Genomic DNA, 18,961 nt, shown 5'->3' with positions numbered 1-18,961 from the left:
CCATGGGTGAGCCAGCATCGACGGGGCCGGTCCGCCCCGCGGGTCAGCACGACGAGGCGGGTGTTCCCCGCCTGCCGCGGACCTACGTCGCCCGCCAGGAGCTGTGGCGACGCCTCGACGCGGCCGGCGACTCGTCGGTGGTCACGCTGGTCGCACCGGCCGGGGCAGGCAAGACCCTCGGCGTCGCGGGCTGGCTGCGCGACGGCCGGGGACCCACGGCGCCCGGTGCGGTGGTGTGGCTCGACGCGGGCCGTGGCGTGGACCACGCCGCCGTCGACGCCGCGCTCGCGGAGGCAGCCGCGTACGGCGGTACGCCGCGCCTGCTGGTCGTCGACGACGCGCACGCCCTGCCCCCCTCGGCCGTCCGGCTCATCGACGCTCGGCTCGACGAGGCGCCCCAGTCCATCCGGGTCCTGCTGCTGAGCCGGTGGGACCTGCCGCTGACCCGTCTCGCCCCGCAGCTGCTGGGCCACCTCACCGAGCTGCGGGGCGACGTGCTCCGCCTCACGAGCACCGAGAGCTCGCAGCTGATCGCGAGCCACGTCGGAGCGGCGGCGCCCGCGATCGTGTCGGCGATCGCCAGCCACGCCGAGGGCTGGTGTGCGGTCGTGGTGCTGGCCTCGCGGCTGGTGGCAGCGTCACCGGACCAGGACGGCGCCGTCCACCGGATGTCGCAGGGTGGCACGACGGTCGCGGACCAGGTGGTGAACGAGGTGTTCTCGACGCTCACGTCGAGGGAGCGACATCTCCTGCTCTGCACGGCGAGCGAGCACGAGGTGTCCGCGGAGACCGCCGCGCACCTGACCCAGGACCGGGGCGCCGGGCTCGTCCTCGACGGGCTCGAGTCGACCGGCCTGCTGGTCACGCGGTCCGAGCGCGGCCCCCTCGACGCCGCGGGGCCGCAGGGGGCCACCGGAGCGGGCGAGGCCCGCTTCCGGATCCACCCGCTCCTCGCCGAGGTCGTACGTCGTCGCATCCGCGCCGGCGGGGTGGACGTCGAGCGTGCGCGATCGACGGTCCTGCGTGCCGTGCAGCACGACACCAGCGTCGGGGCCGTCGACGACTCCTTCGCGCGCCTGGTCGACCTCGGTCTCGCCGAGGCGGCGGCGCGCCAGCTGGTGGCCGAGGGCACGCGGCTCCTGGCGCGCGATCGCGGCAAGGACGTGGTCGCGTTCTCACAGCGGTGGCCCGAGGTCGTCGACCAGCATCCCGGTTGCTGGTTCGTCCTCGCGGTCGAGCGCTGGATCCACGGGGACCTGGTGGCGGCGATGCACTGGATCGACCGGCTGCTCGCATCCAGCACCGAGGAGGACCGGGACACGGCCCGGTGGAGGGCACAGGTGCTGGGTGCGCGCCTGATGCGCGCGCGGGCCGGTTTCGCACCCCTGACCGGGGTGGTCGAGGAGACCCAGCGGCTGGTGGACTCCAGCGCCTTCTCCGCCACCCCGTCCGACCTGCAGCCTCACATCCTGGCGGAGCTCGGCATCGCCCAGCTCACGCTCGGTATGGCGGTCCCGGCCGAGGCCAACCTGCTCCGCGCGGCTCGCCTCGGGGATCAGCTGGGGATGCCTGCGCACGCCGCGGCCGCGCTCACCCACCTCGCGGGTCTCTACTACACGCGCGGGCGGGAGCACGTCGCCCAAGGACTGGCCGCACGCAGTCTGCACGCGATGGAGCACCTGGTCACCGTGCTCCCGGTGACCCGCCACCGGGCCGAGCTCTACGGTCGACTGGCCGCGATGTCGACGGTGCCGCTCGCAGCCGATCCCGGACGACCGATCGAGGGGCGGGCCCCGGCCGCGCTCCACCCGGCCGACACGACCACGCGGTTCTGGCAGCAGGTCCACGACGCGCGCGTGCACCTGGCGCGAGGCTCGGTGATCCGTGCCGAGCAGACCCTCCAGGCGATCATGGACGTCCCCGGTCTCCCCCACCACCTCCGCGCCACCGTGCTCATCGAGCGGGCCTTCCTCGCGTCCCTGTCCGACGACCGGGCGACCCTCAGGAGCCTCGGCGACGAGCTCCACGACCTCGGCTCGCCCGGAGAGGCCGAGCTGCTGCGTGGCGTCGAGGCCGACCTCGTCGGTGAGGTGCGCACCGCGGTCGAGCACTTCGCCGCTGCTGTGGAGCACCGGGTCCTCGACCAGCCGCCGTGCCGCGCCCTGGCGCTCGTGTGTCGCGGTCAGCTCCTCCACGCCCTCGGCGACCACGAGTCGGCCCGCGAGGTGGTGCTCGAAGCCGTCCGGGCGACGGAGACCAGGGGCAACTACGTGCCCTTCCTCGGCTGGACCCGCCACGGCACGCCGGTCCACACGTTGCTCGTCGAGCTGGAGGGAGCCGGTCCCGCGACCTGGTTGGCGACCCTCCGCGACCTGACCGGGGCGCACGCCGACATCACCGCCGCCCTCGCGCCGTCCACGGCCATGAGCCGGGAGCGCTCGTCAGCCGCCGATCCGCCCGTCACCACGCACCTGAGCCCGCGCGAGCGCGACGTGCTGCGCGAGCTCGCGCGGGGCGCGACCTACGCCGACATCGCCGACGGCCTGTTCGTCTCCGAGAACACCGTCAAGACCCACGTGTCCAGCCTCTACAGCAAGCTCGGAGCGAGCCGGCGGAGCGAGGCACTCTCCGTCGCCCGCCGGCTGCAGCTGCTCTGATCCGACCGCACCGCCGGCGACGTCACGCCTCCTCGGCGAAGACCTCGCGGATGGCGTTCTCCTGCTCGGTGCTCAGGTTGGTGAAGATCAGCTCGGGCCGGTGCGAGGAGAAGGCGTCCTTGACCTTGTCCACCACGGCGTCGGAGCTCATCACGAACAGCGCCGAGGTCCCGGGCGTCACCTCGTCGCGGACCCGGTTGATGAAGCCGTCGTCGATGCCGACGTCCCTCAGCGACCCGGCCAGTGCCCCCGATGCCGCGCCGATGGCGGCTCCGAGCAGCGGCACGAAGAAGATCAGGCCGAACAGCATGCCCCAGAACGCGCCACCCAGGGCACCCGCACCGGCCAGGTTGGCCAGCTGCCTCGTCTTCGGCTTCTTCTTCCCCTCGTCCCACCGGACGGTGGCTGCGTCGTGGATGGTGATCAGGTGCTGTGCGGAGAGCTCACGCAGCGTCTCCGTGGCGTCGTCGGCGCCCGAGGCGGTGTCGAACTTCCAGACCGTCAGCGTTCCCATGGGTCGATCCCTTTCGTCGATGGCGTACGACGATGCTGCGTGCGCGGCGGCGGGCAGGGGCTCCCCCGATCCGGGTGACTGGCGGGCAGCTGGTCGACGTACGGACCTCTCACCCGATTCAGGGGGTGCTCAGCGGCGCCGGCGGCGTCACGGTGGCGTGTGCCCGGCGAGACGACCGGCGAGGGACGGAGGGCCTGCGTGACCGACTCTCTGCCCGCACGGTCGAGGGGGCCGGTCGGTCGCAGGCTCCTGACGGTCGCGCTGTGCGTCGTCGTGATCTGGTTGGCATTGCGCTTCGTGGGCGACATCGACTGGGGTGCCGTGCGCTCGTCGCTCGGCAAGCTGTCCTGGAAGGAGCTCGGCGTCCTCGCCGGGCTGCTGGTGGTGCGCAACACCCTCAACGCGCTCCCCCTTGCCCTCTTCATCCCGGGCATCGGGATGGTGCGGGCGCTCGTCAACGACCTCGCCGCGCACCTGCTCGCCGTCGTCGCGCCGCCGCCCGGCGACCTCGTGCTGCGGCTGAAGATGTTCGCGTCGTGGGGCGTCCCGCACGCCGTCGCCCTCGCCGGCACGGTGGCGAACATGGTCGCCTTCTACACGGTCCGCTTCGCCGTGCCGATCGTGGGGACGATGCTCCTCGTGGCGACCCGGTGGGAGGTGGGACCGATCGGGAGCGTGCTGCTGAGCAGCCTGGTGGCCGTCACGATCCTGGTCCTCGCGCTGGCCGCCGTACGTCACGACTCGACCGCTGCCCGGGTCGGCGAGGCTGCGGGTCGCGTCGCCGCGCGCGTCCGCCGGTCGACGGACCCCGAGGAGTGGGGCCGCTGGGCCGTCACCTTCCGGCACCACGCCGCGTCCGGCTTCCGGTCCCACCTCGCCGTGTCGATGCTCGGCCTGGTCGCGATGGTGCTCGTCGACGCCAGCATCGTCGTCCTCGCGCTGCGCTTCGTGGGTGTCGAGGCGGCGTCGGTGCCCGCCCTGGACGTCTACGTCACCTTCTGCCTGGTCTACCCCTTCACCCTGTTCCCCTTCATGGGCCTGGGGATCGTCGACGGGCTCCTCCTCGCCGAGTTCGTGGACCTCGGCGGGGAAGGTGTCGAGGCAGCTGCCGTGGCCGGCCTCGTGGTGTGGCGCACCGTCACCCTCGGCGGGCCGATCGTCCTGGGCGCCTTCATGCTCGTGGCGTGGCGCCTCGGGCTGGTGCCGCCGCGGGCCGAACGCTCCGCCGTCGCGGACGGTCCCCACGACGGGAGGTCGTCGACGTGAGCGAGGAACCGCGCCACGTCTCGACCGGGCTGCTGCCGGCCCGCGAGACGACCCAGGCCTGCCTCGACGAGGCGTACGAGCTGTTCCGAGCCGTCCCGGACGGGGCGGTCTCCACGGTCTACCCCGCGCTCGTCGCCGCCGAGCCGCACCGGTTCGGCCTGGCCCTCGTCGCGGTGACCGGCGCCGTGGCCACCGCCGGGGACGCCGCGCACTCCTTCTCGATCATGAGTGTCGCCAAGCCGTTCGTCTTCGCCCTGGCCTGCGAGCTCCACGGGGTCGAGCGGGTACGACGCCTGGTGGGCGTCAACGCCACCGGGATGGCCTTCGACTCCACCGTCCCGCTCGAGCGCGACCCGCACGGCCGCACCAACCCCATGGTCAACGCGGGCGCCATCGCGACCACGAGCCTCGTCACCGGCCGGGGGGTCGAGGAGCGGTGGGAGGCACTGCGCGACGCGCTCTCGCAGTTCGCCGGACGCCGGCTCGAGCTGGACGAGGACGTCCTCCGCTCGGCGCGCGCGACCAACCACCGCAACCGGGCGCTGGCCAACATGCTGGCCGCTGCCGGCGCCCTGGACGGGCAGGCCATGGACGCCGTCGAGGTCTACACCCGGCAGAGCTGCCTGTCGGTGACGACCACCGACCTGGCGGTCATGGGAGCGACCCTCGCCGACGGTGGCACCAACCCCCTCACCGGGCGACGCGTCGTCGACCCCGAGACCGCCCACGCCACGCTGGCGGTGATGACGATCGCGGGCATGTACGAGACGTCCGGCGACTGGTTGTTCGACGTCGGCATGCCCGGCAAGAGCGGCATCGCCGGGGGGCTCGTCACGGTGTCCCCGGGCAAGGGCGCCCTCGCCACCTTCTCCCCGCTCCTCGACGGCGCCGGCAACAGCGTGCGGGGGCAGCTCGCGACCAGGCACCTCGCCCGCCGGCTCGGACTCGACATCCTCGCCTCCGAGGCGGCGCCGTCATCCCCTGAATCGCCCGTTTCGGGGGAGCCGTCGGCCTCGGGCACCTGACCATCCTCGACGGACGCCCAGCCCCGCCAGGAGGTCCACCGTGAGCAGCCGAGCGACGCGCGAGATCGACCCCGTCCCGTCGCTGCGCCGGCCTCCCGAGGTGCTGGTCACCGACTCGCTGCCTCCGGTCGCCGACGCGGCGGCCCTGGCCGTCCCGGTCGTCGCCGGCGAACCACCGCCGAGCGACCTGCACACCGACACGTCCCAGCTCGCCGTGCTGGGTTTCTCCGGCGCGCCGAACGAGGTGGTCGTGCTGCCGGATCCCGGCGGGCGGGCGCTGGTGGCGCTGGGCGTGGGTGAGGCCCCTTCCGTGGACGCCAGCCTGGTCCGCGACCTGGCCGCGACCTTTGCGCGGGCGGTTCCACGCCACACGACGCTCGCCGTGGAGCTGCCGGGGACCGACCTCCCCCTCTCCCCCGACGACTTCGCCCAGGCCGTGGTGGAGGGCGTGCTGCTGGCCCGGTGGCGCTTCTTCCTCGGTGCCGGCAAGGACGAGCCGAGGCTCACCCGCCTGACGCTCGTCGTCCCGCCCGGGCTGGTCGAGCAGGCACGCGCCGGTGCGACGCGGGGGGAGGTCACCGCACGGGCGGCCGCGATCAGTCGGGACCTGTCCAACTGCCCGGCCGCGACGCTCTCGGCCGAGCGCATGGGCCAGGTGGCCGAGGAGGTCGCGCCGCTCGCCGGCCTGGAGGTCGAGCTCTTCGACCGCCAGCAGCTCGAGGAGATGGGATGCGGCGGCATCCTCGGCGTCAACCGGGGCAGCGTCGACGAGCCGCGGCTGATCAAGGTCTCCTACCGGCCGGACTCCCCCACCGGGCACCTGGGCCTGGTCGGCAAGGGGATCATGTACGACTCCGGCGGCATCAGCCTGAAGCCGAGCGACGAGTCGCACGCCCAGATGAAGAACGACATGACGGGCGCGGCCGCCATCCTGGGAGCGATGACCGCCCTGCGCGACCTCGGGTGCACGAGCGCGGTCACCGCCTACCTCTGCTGCACCGACAACATGCCGTCGGGCTCGGCGATGAAGCTCGGCGACGTGCTGCACATGCGCAACGGCACCACGGTCGAGGTGCTCAACACCGATGCCGAGGGACGGCTGGTGATGGCCGACGGGCTGTGCCTCGCGGTGGAGGACGGCGTCGACGCCGTGGTGGACGTGGCGACGCTCACCGGGGCGTGCCTGCGCACGTTCGGCGTGGACATCGCCGGCGTCATGGGCAGCGATCCCGGACTCGTCGAGCAGGTGCGTTGCGCGGGTGACGTCGCCGACGAGCCGGTGTGGGAGCTGCCGCTGCACCGCGGCTACCGCTCACAGCTCGACTCCCAGGTCGCCGACATGACCAACATGGGTGGCCCGAACGCCGGGTCGATCACGGCGGCGCTGTTCCTCGAGGAGTTCACCGACGGCATCCCGTGGGCGCACGTCGACATCGCCAGCACGGCCCAGCAGCCGACGGAGCGCACGTGGCGCAACAAGGGTGCGAGCGGGTTCGGCGCGAGGCTGCTCGTCGAGCTGGCGACCCGCTTCGAGTCACCCCGGACCGGGCCGTGAGCGCCTCGGCCGCTGCGGAGCAGTCCTCCGGGGGGTTCCTCGGCTGGATCGAGCGGGTCGGCAACAAGGTGCCGCACCCGGCCATCATCTTCCTCGCCCTGATCGTCGGGGTGATCGTGCTGTCGGCGGTCCTCGCCTGGGCCGACGTGAGCGTGACGACCGAGGTGGCCGAGCCGGAGGACACCCCGGTCAGCCAGGAGTACAACGGCGGCACGTCCTACCCGTCGCTCGAGCACGACCCCGAGGTGGCGATCCCGGAGTACACCGTCCGTACCGAGACGATCGAGGTCGAGAGCCTCCTGTCCGGTGACGGGATCCGCTACATCTTCACCACCGCGGTGCAGAACTTCAACGACTTCGGCGTCGTCGCGGTCATCCTCGTCGCCATGATCGGCGTCGGCGTGGCCGAGGAGGCCGGACTCATCGCGGCGCTGATCCGCAAGATGGTCCAGGTCGCACCGGCGGGGGCGATCACCTTCATCATCGTGCTGCTCGGCGGGATCTCGAGCGTCGCCTCGGATGCCGGCTACCTCGTGCTCATCCCCCTGGGGGCCGCGGCATTCGCCAGCCTGGGGCGCAACCCGCTCGTCGGCATCGCCGCGGCGTACGCCGGTGTCAGCGCCTCGTTCTTCGTCAACGTCCTGATCACGCCGGCGGACGGGATCATCACCGAGGTCACCAACGAGATCATGGCCGGCGTGGCGCCGGATGCCGCGCCGCTCAACGTCACCCACAACTTCTACTTCGCCGTCGTCTCGACCCTCTTCACCGCGGCCGTCATGACGGTCCTCACCGAGCGCTACATCGAGCCCCGCGCCGGGAGGTGGGACCCGTCGGAACGTCCGGCCGACGCGCCGGTGGACCACGTCCCCACCGGGGACGAGCTGTCGCACGAGTCCCGCGGGCTGCGGATGGCCGGGATCTACAGCCTGGTCGCGATCGCGATCATCTCGGCGCTGACCTTCCTGCCCAACGCCCCCCTGCGCAACCCGGAGACCGGCGAGATCTTCGGCAACTCCCCGTTCATGAGCAGCCTGCTCTTCATCATCTCGATGCTCTTCCTCGCGGCCGGGCTGGGGTACGGCTCCGGGTCGGGCAGCCTGACCGGTGCCACCAACGTCATCAACGCGATCATCAAGACCTTCAACGGCCTGGGCGGGCTGATCTTCCTGATGCTGCTGATCGCGCAGTTCATCGCGTTCTTCAACTACTCCAACATCTCCAACGTGGTCGCGACCCAGCTCGCGGACCTGCTCGGCCAGGCCGACATCGGGGCGCTGCCGCTGCTGATCGGCTTCATCCTGCTGGTCGTCGTGATCGACATGATCATGCCGGGCGTCATCCCCAAGTGGGCGATCATCGCGCCCATCTTCATCCCGCTCTTCTACAACCTGGGGATCGCGCCGCAGACCCTGGTCGCGGCATACCGCGTGGGAGACGGCCCGGTCAACGTGATCACGCCCCTGATGGTCTACCTGCCGTTCATCATCCTGGTCTGCCAGCGCTACCGCGCATCGGCAGGCATGGGCACCGTCATCTCGTTGATGATCCCCTACACCGTCGTCGTGCTGGTCACCTGGACGCTGCTGTTCACCGGCTGGTACCTGCTCGAGATCCCCTGGGGCCCCGGCTCGCCGGTCCAGCTCGACTAGGGCTGCGGGATGGCACTGGACGAGGCGACCACGGCGCTGGTCGTGCTGGGGCTCGTGGTCGCACTGTTCGTGTGGAACCGCCTGCCCGTCGGCGTGGTCGCCATCCTGGCGGCGCTCACGCTGTGGGCCACCGGGCTGGTCACCACCGAGGAGGCCGTGGCCGGGTTCGGGGATCCGGTCGTCATCTTCATCGCGACGCTCTTCGTGGTGAGCGAGGCGATCGACTCGACGGGCGTCACCACGTGGGCGGGGCAGGCACTGCTCGAACGCGCCGGGACCGGGGCGACCCGCGTGCTGGTGGCGGTGTGCCTGCTGTCCGCGGTCCTGACGTCGCTCATCACGCTCAACGGGGCGGTCGCCGCGCTGCTGCCGCTGGTCGTGCTGGTCGGCCACCGCATCGGGCTGCCGCCGTCCCGGCTGCTGATGCCCGTGGCCTTCGCCGGCAGCGCCGGCGGGATGCTGCTGCTGATGAGCAGCCCCGTCAACGTCATCATCTCCGAGGCGGCCGACGACGCCGGCGAGGGACCGTTCCCGTTCTTCTCCTTCGCCCTTGTCGGCATACCCCTGCTGGTCGGCACGGTCGCACTCTGTGCGCTCCTCGGTCCTCGCCTGCTCCCGCAGCGCACCCCCGAGCACGCCCCGCCCGACCTCGGCTCCCTGGGCGAGACGCTCGAGGGCCAGTACCAGCTGACCGACGGCTTCTACCGCCTCCGCGTGCGCTCGCGCTCGGACCTCATCGGACGCGGCCCGTCGCGCACCCTCGGTGGGGACGAGCGCGTACGCGTCGTGGCTGCGGAGTCGCCGACGGGGCAGGTCGTGGTCGGTCCCGTCGGTGACGACGACACCCTCGTGGTGACCGGGGATCCGCACGACGTGACGCGGTTCGCCCTCGAGCACGGCCTCGCCGTCGGCATGGTCGGCCTCGGTGACGGGGCCGGGCTCATGAACCGCGAGGCGGGCCTGGCCGAGGTGGTCGTCCCGCCTCGCTCGCGGCTGGTCGGGGAGCGCGTCCACCGTGGCATGAAGCGCGAGAACGCGCTCATCATCCTGGCCGTCCAGCGTCTCGGCACCGACCGGGGAGACGGGCCGATCGAGCTGGCGGAGGGTGACGCCATCCTGCTCCACGGCCGGTGGTCGGCCCTCGACAAGCTCAACCGGGACCGCGACGTCCTGCTGGTCGACTCCCCCGACCTCGTCCGTCGCCAGACCGTCGCGTGGGGACAGCGGGCCACGCTGGCCGTCCTCGTCCTGCTCGGTCTCGTCGTGATGCTGGGCTCGGGCCGGGTGCCGCCCGCCATCGCCGGGCTGAGCGCCGTGGTCGCCCTCGTGCTCCTGCGGGTGGTGTCCGTGACACAGGCCTACCGGAGCGTCTCCTGGCAGACCGTCGTGCTCGTCGGCGCCCTCATCCCCCTCTCCACCGCGATCCGCACGAGCGGGGCGGCCGACCGGGTGGCGTCGTTCCTCATCGACGCCGTGGGTCCGGGGCGCCCGATCCTGCTGCTGGCGGCGCTCTTCGTGCTGACCGCCGTCCTCGGCCAGGTGGTCAGCAACACTGCGACGGTGCTCGTCGTCGTACCGATCGCGTTGGCCGCGGCCGAGGCGACCGGCGCGGGCGCGAAGCCCCTGCTCATGGCGGTGGCGATCGCCGGCTGCGCCGCGCTCCTGACCCCCATCTCGACCCCCGGGAACATGATGATCATGAGTCCGGGCGGCTATCGCTTCGGCGACTACTGGAGGCTCGGGCTGCCCGTCATGGTCTGGTGGTTCGTCGTGGCGCTGGTCGTCGTGCCGCTCGTCTGGCCCCTCTGACGGGCGGCTGGCCGGCCTTCACCCGAAACTCGTGAGGGCCGCGCCCACCCGCCGGTGGTGGGGTGACGTGGCGCGCGTGTCGATGCGCGGGTGGGCGACGAGGAGGACGACATGCTGACGCCGTCGAGCAGGCGCCAACGGCCCGGCGCGGGCGGTCCCGGCACGAGGGCGGTGCTGGCCGCGGTCACCGTGGCGCTGCTGACGGCGTGCGGCGCTGACGGTGACGAAGACGCTGCCAGTGCGTCCGGACGTGAGCCGCTGCAGAGCGACATGGCGTTGCTCGAGGCGGCCACCTTCGTCTCCACGTCGGTCGAGGGGTACGAGCTGGTGCCCGGCACCGAGCTCCGACTGTCCTTCGACGAGGACACGTTGGCGGTGACGGGAGGCTGCAACACCGCGTTCGGCGCCTTCAGCGTCGAGGACGGCACGCTGAGCTGGGAGTCAGGACCTGCGACCACGATGATGGCGTGCTCGGACGAGGACGCCGTCCAGGACCAGTGGGTCGCCGACCTGCTGGGCGCGGGTGTCGCCGCGACCACGGACGGCGCCGACCTGCACCTGACGACCGACGACGTCAGCCTGGTGCTCGAGCGCGAGCCACCGGTCGACCTGAACACCCTGCTGGGGCGCACGTGGTCGGTGGTCGGCACCCTGTCCGACGGCTCGACCTCACGCCTTCCGTCGCGGGTCCGCACGCCCCGCCTGGTCGTGGGCGAGGACGGCCTGGCGCGGCTCGACACGGGGTGCAACACCGGACGCACGCGGGTGCAGGTCGACCGCGTCTCGGTCTCGTTCGCCCCACCCACCGTCACCCGGGTCCGCTGTCGCGAGCCCGATCGCACCATCGAGCGCATCGTCCTCTCCGTCGTGGACGGACGCTCGGACTACGTCACCTTCAATGGTTGGATGCTGCTCGTGGTGCGCGACGGGTACGGCCTGGTCTTCGAGGTGGCCTGACCTTGGCGAGCGAGGTCGAGCCGCGCTGGTCGCGCCTGCTCCGACGTCCCAGCCTCCTGGGCGTGGTGCTGGCGACCTGGTTCGCCGCCCAGTCGCTGGCGCCGTCGCTCCTCGTCCGCTCGTGGCTCTTCCAGGGGGTGCTGACGGGCATCTCCTTCGCCCTCGGGTACGGCATCGGGCTGGGCCTGACGCGGCTCGCGAGGCGCCTGCGGGCGAGGTTCGACTGGCCGTGGCACCCGTTCGACCCGTCGCTGGACCGGCAGGTCCGCCTCGCGGTGCTCGGTGTCTGCCTGGCGTACGCCACGTGGGCGGCGCTCGAGGCCGTCGACGCCCACCGGTGGACCTGGGAGCGGCTCGGCTACGCGCGGTCGTCGTACTGGGTCGTCTTCGGTGGCGCGCTGCTGCTGGCGACCGCGGTGGCCCTCGTGCTGTTCGCGGTGGGCCGCCTGCTCAAGGTCGTCTGGCTCGCCGCCACCCGGGTGGGGTCCCGGATGCTGCCGGCCTGGATCGCCGGCGGGCTCGCGCTGGTCCTGGTCGCGTGGGTGGTGCTCGCCTCGCTCAACACGTTCGTCCTCGAGCGGACGCTCGACGGGCTCAACGCCGGTTTCGCCCTCGGCGACCGCGATGTCGGCGGCGCACCTGCTCCGCCGACCTCGCTGGTGCGCTCCGGTGGACCGGACTCCGCCGTGGTGTGGGAGGAGGCCGGCCGCGAGGGCCGGCGCTTCCTGACCCGGGGACCGACCACGGAGGACCTCGAGGAGATCTCCCCCGGGGAGGTCGTCGAGCCCGTGCGGGTGTTCGTCGGGCGCGCCTCCGCCGAGACCGTCGAGGAGCGGGTCGACATCGCGATGAGCGAGATGGACCGCTTCGGCGGGTTCGACCGCAGCGCGCTGCTGGTGGTCATCCCGACGGGCACGGGATGGATCAACGAGCAGCTCGTGCAGCCGCTCGAGTACTTCTACGACGGCGACATCGCCACCGTCACCGTGCAGTACTCGCACCTGCCCAGCCCACTGGCGTTCCTCTCGGAGTCCGCCGCGGCCGGCGACACCGCCGTCGCCCTGTTCGAGGCGGTCGAGGACCGGCTCGCGAGCGCGGGCGCCGACCGGCCCGACCTGTACATCGCCGGGGAGAGCCTCGGCTCGTTCGGGGGCTCCCAGGTCTTCGACTCCCTCGTCGACAGCCGGGACCGCGTCGACGGCGCGGTGTGGGTCGGTCCGCCCGAGACGATGCGGCTGCGCAGGGAGGCCGAGCGGGTGCGGGAGCCGGGGTCACCGCAGGTGCGGCCCGTGGTCGGTGACGGCGAGAGCTTCGTCTTCGCCAACCGCGTGCAGGACCTCGAGGGCAGGACAGCCCACTCGGTGTTCCTTCAGCACGGCGACGACCCGATCGTGTGGTGGGACTGGGACACCCTCGCGGACGAGCCCGACTGGCTCGAGGAGCCGCTCGACGCCTCGGTGAATCCGGCCATCCGGTGGACGCCGGTGACGACCTTCCTCCAGCTCGCCGTCGACATGGCGGTGAGCAACGACTTCGACGAGGACCACGGCCACAAGTACGGCACCCAGCCGCTCAGCGCGTGGTACGCCGTGGTGCGACCGCCCGGGTGGGACGCCGCTCGCCTCGCGGAGCTGAGGGAGCGCCTGGCCGTCATCTCGCGGTGACCGACTCGGCGTCGCCCAGCGGGCCATCTCCCCCGGTTCGGGGGAGTTCGCGGCCCCGGTGGTTCGGAAGAGTGCACCGCGACGCGGACCAGGGTGGGCTGGCCAGCGACCCGGCTGGGAGGGAGAACGCATGCGCATCGTGACGGTGCTGGTCCGATGGGCCCTCCTCGCCCTTGCCGTGGTCCTGGCCGCCTGGGTGACGCCGGACGTCGACTTCAGCGGCGGCCCGGTCTCCGCGCTCGTGGTCGCCGTCCTCGTGGCCGCGGCCAACGTCGTCGCCCAGCTGCTCCTCAGGTGGCTCCCCACCTCGGAGCACATGCTGGTCCTCGCGGCTGTCACGCTCGTCGTCAACGGGTGCGTCGTCTGGCTGGCCTCGGCCCTCACCACGCGCCTGCGCATCGACAACATCATCGCGGCGATCACGTTCGCGCTCATGGTGACCGTGTTCTCGGTCGCCCTGACCTGGGTCGGCGACCGCCTCGTCGCCCGCTCCTCACGCTCCACGGCCGAGGCCGGCTGACGCCGCTGGCGCGTCGGCGGCATGTCCTCGACCGCCCCGGCTGGCCAATTCCCCACCCGTACCGGTAAACAGAGGGCCACTCGCCCCTCGGGGACGCCGCCTTTCTCGGGGAGAGCTCATGGTCGCCCTGCACACCACCGTCGCGATCGTCCTGGTGATCGCCCTGATCATCAAGGGACGCATCGACCCGGTGATCTCGCTGATCCTCGGATCGCTCTACCTCGGCCTGGCCGCAGGTGTCGGCTTCGCCGGGACCATCGAGGCCATCACCACCGGCTTCGGCGGGATCATGGCGGAGGTCGGGCTGCTGATCGGCTTCGGTGTGCTCATCGGGTCGCTGCTGCACTCCACGGGAGCGTTCCGGCGCCTGGTGGCCATCCTGGTGCAGCGCGTCGGGTCGGGCCGGCTGCCGTACGCGTTGACCTCGATGCTCGCGGTCGTCATGCCGTCGATCTACGTCGACGTGCAGGTCGTGCTCGCCGCACCCGTCGCCCGGTCCGCGTCGCCCTTCATCGGCAAGGTCGGCCTGCCCGTGCTCGCGTCCGCGCTCGGCTGCGGGATCTTCGCCGGCTACGTCTTCGTGATCCCCGGTCTGGCTGCGATCTCCATCGCCGGCCTGCTCGACATCCGACTCGGCGACTGGCTCGTGTACGGCGTCGTGATCGGCCTCGTGACCGCCCTCGTCTCGACGCTCCTGATGCGCCTGCTCTTCTCGGCCGGCGGCTTCTGGAACCCGGAGACCGACGAGGAGGTCGACGAGGCGATGGCCGAGCAGGAGGCCGCCGACCGGGCCTACCTCACGGGCGAGGCGGAGTCCTCGGAGGCGGCGCTCGCGCGCAGCGAGTCGGAGGCGACCGCGGTGAAGGAGCGGGAGGGCGTGCGCCAGCTCCCCCTGGCCACACTGATGCTGCCCATCCTGGTCCCGCTGCTGCTGATCGCCTTCGGGGCGTTCGCCGAGCTCGGCGGCTGGTCCAACGCCTTCATCGCGTTCCTCGGCGACGCCAACATCGCGCTGTTCCTCGGCCTGCTCGGGGCCTACGGCCTCTCGCGCGCCTCGTCGGGCCGCGAGCACACCAACGAGGCGATGGAGGACGGCTTCCACACGACCGGTGAGATCCTCCTCATCACCGGCGTCGGCGGCTCGCTCGGTGCTGTCATCGAGGCGACCGGCCTGGACAGCGTGCTGGGCGACCTCTTCCAGGCCGACGCCGGCGCGCCCGTGGTGCTGAGCATCCTGCTGGCCTGGTTCATCGCCGCGGTGCTGCACCTCGCCATCGGCTCGGTCTCGGTGGCCGCGATCACCGCGGCCGGCATCATCGCCCCGATCCTCGACTCGCTGACCGTGTCCCCCATCGTGATCGGACTCGCGATCGCGTCCGGTGCGATGTTCGCGCTGCAGGTCAACAGCAACTTCTTCTGGATGTTCAAGTCGCTGCTCGGCCTGTCGACCAAGGGCACGCTCAAGACACTGACCCTGGTGACGTCGGTCGCCTCGGTCGTCTCGCTGCCCCTCGTGATGCTCGCGGGCGTCGTGCTCTGAGGCCGGGGCGACCCGACGCTGCTCAGTCCTCCGGGTCGTAGCCGAGGTTGGGCGAGAGCCAGCGCTCGGCCTCGGCCAGGGTCCAGCCCTTGCGCTCGGCGTAGTCGGCCACCTGGTCGCGGGCGAGCCGGCCCACCACGAAGTACTGCGACTGCGGGTGGGAGTAGTAGAAGCCGCTCACGGACGCCCCCGGCCACATCGCCATCGACTCCGTGAGCCGGATGCCGGTGTGCTCCTCGACGTCGAGGAGCTCCCAGAGCGTCTGCTTCTCGGTGTGCTCGGGGCACGCGGGATATCCAGGGGCGGGGCGGATGCCGTCGTAGTGCTCCTTGATGAGCCCGACGTTGTCGAGCTGCTCGTCGGGGGCGTAGCCCCACAGCTCCTTGCGCACGAGCTCGTGGAGGTGCTCCGCGAACGCCTCTGCCAGTCGGTCGGCGAGCGACTCCAGCAGGATCGCGTTGTAGTCGTCGAGCTCGGCGCGAAAGGCTGCGACTCGCTCCTGCACCCCGTCGCCCGCCGTCACCGCGAACGCACCGACGTGGTCGCGCAGCCCGGTCTCCTTGGGCGCGACATAGTCGGACAACGACCGGTTGGGTACGCCGTCGCGGTGCTGACCCTGCTGCCGCAGGTGGTGGAGCGTGGTGTGGACCGTGCTGCGGTCGCCGTCGAGGTAGAGCTCGACGTCGTCGCCGACCGCATTGGCGGGGAAGAAGCCGACCACGCCGTGGGCGCGGATCCACTTCTCCTCGATGATCTGGTCGAGCATCTCCTGCGCCTCGTCGTAGAGCTTGCGCGCCGCGGGGCCCGAGCCGGGGTTGTTGAGGATGTCGGGGAATGCGCCCTTCATCTCCCAGGCGTTGAAGAACGGCTGCCAGTCGATGTAGCCGCGCAGGACCGTCAGGTCCTGGTCGCGCAGGACGCGCACGTGCCGCGACACCGGGGTGCCGGCAGCCGAGACCTCGTCGTCGTGCTGGAGCACCCGTGGCGCGGGCGGCTGGTAGCCGGTCCAGTCGACCGGGGTGGCGTTGGCGCGGGCCTGCTCCACCGGGACCATCGGCCGCTCGTTCTTGGCCGAGTGGCGTGTGCGCAGCGAGTCGAAGTCGGCCTTCACGTCCGCCAGCAGTGTGGCGCGACCGGTCTCGTGCAGCAGCGCTGCGGCCGTGGGCACGGAGCGTGAGGCGTCCTTGACCCAGACCACCGGGCCGTCGTACTTCGGGTCGACCTTAACCGCGGTGTGCGCCCGCGAGGTGGTGGCACCGCCGATGAGCAGCGGGATGGTGAGCCCCTGACGCTGCATCTCCGTGGCGAAGTTGACCATCTCGTCGAGGGAGGGCGTGATCAACCCGGACAGGCCGATGATGTCGGCGCCCACCTCGGCTGCGGTGTCGAGGATCTTCTGCGCCGGTACCATGACGCCGAGGTCGATCACCTCGTAGTTGTTGCACTGCAGGACGACGCCGACGATGTTCTTGCCGATGTCGTGGACGTCGCCCTTGACCGTCGCCATGACGATGGTGCCGTTGGTGTCCTTGACGGTGGCGTACTCGGGGTTGTCGAGCTTCTCCTGCTCGATGAAGGGGATGAGGTAGGCCACGGCCTTCTTCATCACGCGCGCGCTCTTCACGACCTGGGGCAGGAACATCTTGCCGGCGCCGAAGAGGTCACCGACGACGTTCATGCCGTCCATCAGGGGACCCTCGATGACCTCGATGGGCCGACCACCCCGGGCGGCGATCTCCTGACGCAGGATCTCGGTGTCGGCCTCGACGTGGGCGTCGATGCCCTTCACCAGGGCATGGGTGATCCGCTCCTTGATGGGCAGCGCACGCCACTCGTCCTCAGCGACGTCGACCGCCTCGGCCGAGCGGTTGTGGGTCTCGGCGATCTCGAGCAGACGCTCGGCGGCGTCGGGCCGACGGTTGAGGATGACGTCCTCGATACGCTCGCGCAGCTCGGGGTCGACCTCGTCGTAGACCACGAGCGCCCCGGCGTTGACGATGCCCATGTCGAGCCCCGCCCGGATGGCGTGGTAGAGGAAGACGGCGTGGATGGCCTCACGGACGGGGTTGTTGCCGCGGAAGGAGAAGGAGACGTTGGAGATGCCGCCGCTGACCTTGGCGCCGGGGAGGTGCTGCTTGATCCAGCGCGTGGCCTCGATGAAGTCCTGGCCGTAGGTGGCGTGCTCCTCGATGCCGGTGGCGACGGCGAAGACGTTGGGGTCGAAGATGATGTCCTCGGGCGGGAAGCCGACCTCGTCGACCAGGATGCGGTAGGCACGCTCGCAGATCGCCTTGCGGCGCTCCAGGTTGTCGGCCTGGCCGTCCTCGTCGAACGCCATCACCACGACCGCGGCGCCGTACTTGCGGCACAGGCTCGCGTGGTGACGGAACGCCTCCTCGCCCTCCTTCATCGAGATCGAGTTGACGATCGCCTTGCCCTGCACGCACTTGAGACCGGCCTCGATGACCTCCCACTTGGAGGAGTCGACCATGACCGGGACACGGCTGATGTCGGGCTCGGAGGCGACGAGCTTCAGGAAGCGGTCCATCGCCGCGACCCCGTCGATCATGCCCTCGTCCATGTTGACGTCGATGACCTGCGCGCCGGCCTCGACCTGCTGGGCGGCGACGCTGACGGCCGTTCCGTAGTCGCCGTCCTTGATGAGCTTGCGGAAGCGCGCCGAGCCGGTGATGTTGGTGCGCTCGCCGACGTTGACGAACAGGCTGTCGTCGGTGATGGTCAGCGGCTCGAGGCCGGACAGCCGCATGACCGGCTGGTGGTCGACCGGCTCGCGGCGGGCCTTGCCCTCGACCGCGCCCGCGATGGCGGCGATGTGTTCAGGCGTCGTGCCGCAGCAGCCGCCGACGAAGTTGAGGAAGCCGGCGTCGGCGAACTCCGCCAGGACAGCGGCGGTCTGGTCGGGGGTCTCGTCGTACTCGCCGAACGCGTTGGGCAGCCCGGCATTGGGGTAGACACTGACGAAGGAGTCGGCCAGGCGCGACAGCTCGGCGACGTAGGGCCGCATGTCGCGCGCACCCAGGGCACAGTTGAGGCCGACCGCGAGCGGGCGGGCGTGGCGTACGGAGTCCCAGAACGCCTCGGTGACCTGGCCCGACAGCGTGCGGCCCGACGCGTCGGTGATGGTGCCGGAGATGATGACCGGCCAGCGCCGGCCCTGCTCCTCGAAGAGCGTCTCGACCGCGAAGATCGCGGCCTTGGCGTTGAGGGTGTCGAAGATCGTCTCGATCATCAGCAGGTCGCAGCCGCCGTCGACGAGGCCGCGGGCGGCCACGAGGTAGGCCTCCGCCAGCTCGTCGAAGGACACGTTGCGAGCACCCGGGTCGTTGACGTCGGGCGAGATGGAGGCCGTGCGCGTCGTGGGACCGAGTGCTCCGGCGACCCAGCGCGGGCGGTCGTCGGTGGCCACCGCGTCCGCGGCCTGGCGGGCGAGCTGCGCCGACGCGTGGTTGAGCTCGTAGGCGAGCTCCTCGAGGCCGTAGTCGGACAGCGAGATCGCGTTGGCGTTGAACGTGTTGGTCTCGATGACGTCGGCGCCGGCGCGGAGGTACTCCTCGTGGATCGTCCGGATGATGTGCGGCTGGGTGATCGTCAGGAGGTCGTTGTTGCCGACCAGGTCGCTGGGGTGGTCGGCGAAGCGTTCTCCGCGGTAGCCCGCCTCGTCAGGACGGTCGCGCTGGATCGCCGTACCCATCGCGCCGTCCAGCACCATGATCCGCTCTCGAAGGATCGCCGTCAGGGCGGCGGTGGCGTCTGGTCGGTGCTGCGGCTCCACGGGTGGGTG

12 protein-coding genes are annotated in these 18,961 nt (G+C 71.5%); 10 read left to right on the top strand and 2 right to left on the bottom strand.

Going from position 1 to position 18,961, the window contains the following annotated elements; all coding sequences use genetic code 11:
- The first annotated feature begins 2 nt into the window (after positions 1-2).
- Positions 3-2,657, top strand: coding sequence for a LuxR C-terminal-related transcriptional regulator (locus ACNKF0_RS11425; protein WP_416952214.1), 2,655 nt, complete (start codon positions 3-5; stop codon positions 2,655-2,657).
- Between the two features lie 22 nt (positions 2,658-2,679).
- Here ACNKF0_RS11425 and ACNKF0_RS11420 read toward each other — a convergent pair whose 3' ends face one another.
- Positions 2,680-3,171, bottom strand: coding sequence for a DUF1269 domain-containing protein (locus ACNKF0_RS11420; RefSeq protein WP_299928556.1), 492 nt, complete (start codon positions 3,169-3,171; stop codon positions 2,680-2,682).
- A 198-nt stretch (positions 3,172-3,369) separates the two neighbouring features.
- Between ACNKF0_RS11420 and ACNKF0_RS11415 the strand changes: the two genes are divergently transcribed.
- From ACNKF0_RS11415 to ACNKF0_RS11375, 9 genes are all read left to right on the top strand, one after another.
- Complete coding sequence (locus tag ACNKF0_RS11415; protein WP_416952212.1) at positions 3,370-4,437, top strand: hypothetical protein; 1,068 nt, start codon at positions 3,370-3,372, stop codon at positions 4,435-4,437.
- The gene (glsA, locus tag ACNKF0_RS11410; RefSeq protein ID WP_416952210.1) at positions 4,434-5,462 is read left to right on the top strand and encodes a glutaminase A; all 1,029 of its coding nucleotides are present in this window, start codon (positions 4,434-4,436) and stop codon (positions 5,460-5,462) included. Before ACNKF0_RS11415 ends, glsA begins: the two co-directional genes overlap by 4 nt.
- A 40-nt stretch (positions 5,463-5,502) precedes the next feature.
- Positions 5,503-7,017 carry a leucyl aminopeptidase family protein gene (locus ACNKF0_RS11405; RefSeq protein WP_416952208.1) on the top strand — a complete coding sequence of 505 codons (1,515 nt, stop codon included), beginning with the start codon at positions 5,503-5,505 and terminating at the stop codon, positions 7,015-7,017.
- On the top strand, positions 7,014-8,669 hold the full coding sequence (locus ACNKF0_RS11400) for an AbgT family transporter (protein ID WP_299928568.1): 1,656 nt from the start codon (positions 7,014-7,016) through the stop codon (positions 8,667-8,669). The genes ACNKF0_RS11405 and ACNKF0_RS11400 overlap by 4 nt, the downstream gene beginning before the upstream one ends.
- 9 nt (positions 8,670-8,678) lie before the next feature.
- Entirely contained in the window at positions 8,679-10,478 is a 1,800-nt protein-coding gene (locus ACNKF0_RS11395; RefSeq protein ID WP_416952206.1) for an SLC13 family permease, read from the top strand.
- 111 nt (positions 10,479-10,589) lie between these two features.
- Positions 10,590-11,435: an META domain-containing protein gene (locus ACNKF0_RS11390; protein WP_416952204.1), complete on the top strand. Its 846-nt coding sequence runs from the start codon at positions 10,590-10,592 to the stop codon at positions 11,433-11,435.
- Between the two features lie 2 nt (positions 11,436-11,437).
- Positions 11,438-13,099 (top strand): alpha/beta-hydrolase family protein, encoded by a 1,662-nt coding sequence (locus ACNKF0_RS11385; RefSeq protein WP_416952202.1) that lies wholly within the window; start codon positions 11,438-11,440, stop codon positions 13,097-13,099.
- Positions 13,100-13,229: 130 nt separating this feature from the next.
- Entirely contained in the window at positions 13,230-13,619 is a 390-nt protein-coding gene (locus ACNKF0_RS11380) for a phage holin family protein (RefSeq protein ID WP_299928580.1), read from the top strand.
- Between the two features lie 118 nt (positions 13,620-13,737).
- Positions 13,738-15,159, top strand: a complete 1,422-nt coding sequence (locus ACNKF0_RS11375) for a GntP family permease (protein WP_299928582.1) — start codon at positions 13,738-13,740, stop codon at positions 15,157-15,159.
- Between the two features lie 22 nt (positions 15,160-15,181).
- On the opposite strand, the gene metH is transcribed toward ACNKF0_RS11375, so the two are convergent.
- Entirely contained in the window at positions 15,182-18,952 is a 3,771-nt protein-coding gene (metH, locus tag ACNKF0_RS11370) for a methionine synthase (RefSeq protein WP_299928585.1), read from the bottom strand.
- Between the last annotated feature and the right edge of the window lie 9 nt (positions 18,953-18,961).

It is taken from the genome of Nocardioides sp. T5, from assembly GCF_048161455.1.
Lineage (GTDB): Bacteria > Actinomycetota > Actinomycetes > Propionibacteriales > Nocardioidaceae > Nocardioides.
Note: the sequence above shows the minus strand (reverse complement) of the source record. Positions and strands in the feature narration are given on the sequence as shown.

What these genes read in the sequence shown, in the direction of transcription:
- ACNKF0_RS11425 (WP_416952214.1), top strand. Translation starts at nt 3, where the DNA reads ATGGGTGAGCCAGCATCGACGGGGCCGGTCCGCCCCGCGGGTCAGCAC.
- ACNKF0_RS11420 (WP_299928556.1), bottom strand. Translation starts at nt 3,171, where the DNA reads ATGGGAACGCTGACGGTCTGGAAGTTCGACACCGCCTCGGGCGCCGAC.
- ACNKF0_RS11395 (WP_416952206.1), top strand. Translation starts at nt 8,679, where the DNA reads ATGGCACTGGACGAGGCGACCACGGCGCTGGTCGTGCTGGGGCTCGTG.
- ACNKF0_RS11390 (WP_416952204.1), top strand. Translation starts at nt 10,590, where the DNA reads ATGCTGACGCCGTCGAGCAGGCGCCAACGGCCCGGCGCGGGCGGTCCC.
- ACNKF0_RS11380 (WP_299928580.1), top strand. Translation starts at nt 13,230, where the DNA reads ATGCGCATCGTGACGGTGCTGGTCCGATGGGCCCTCCTCGCCCTTGCC.
- ACNKF0_RS11375 (WP_299928582.1), top strand. Translation starts at nt 13,738, where the DNA reads ATGGTCGCCCTGCACACCACCGTCGCGATCGTCCTGGTGATCGCCCTG.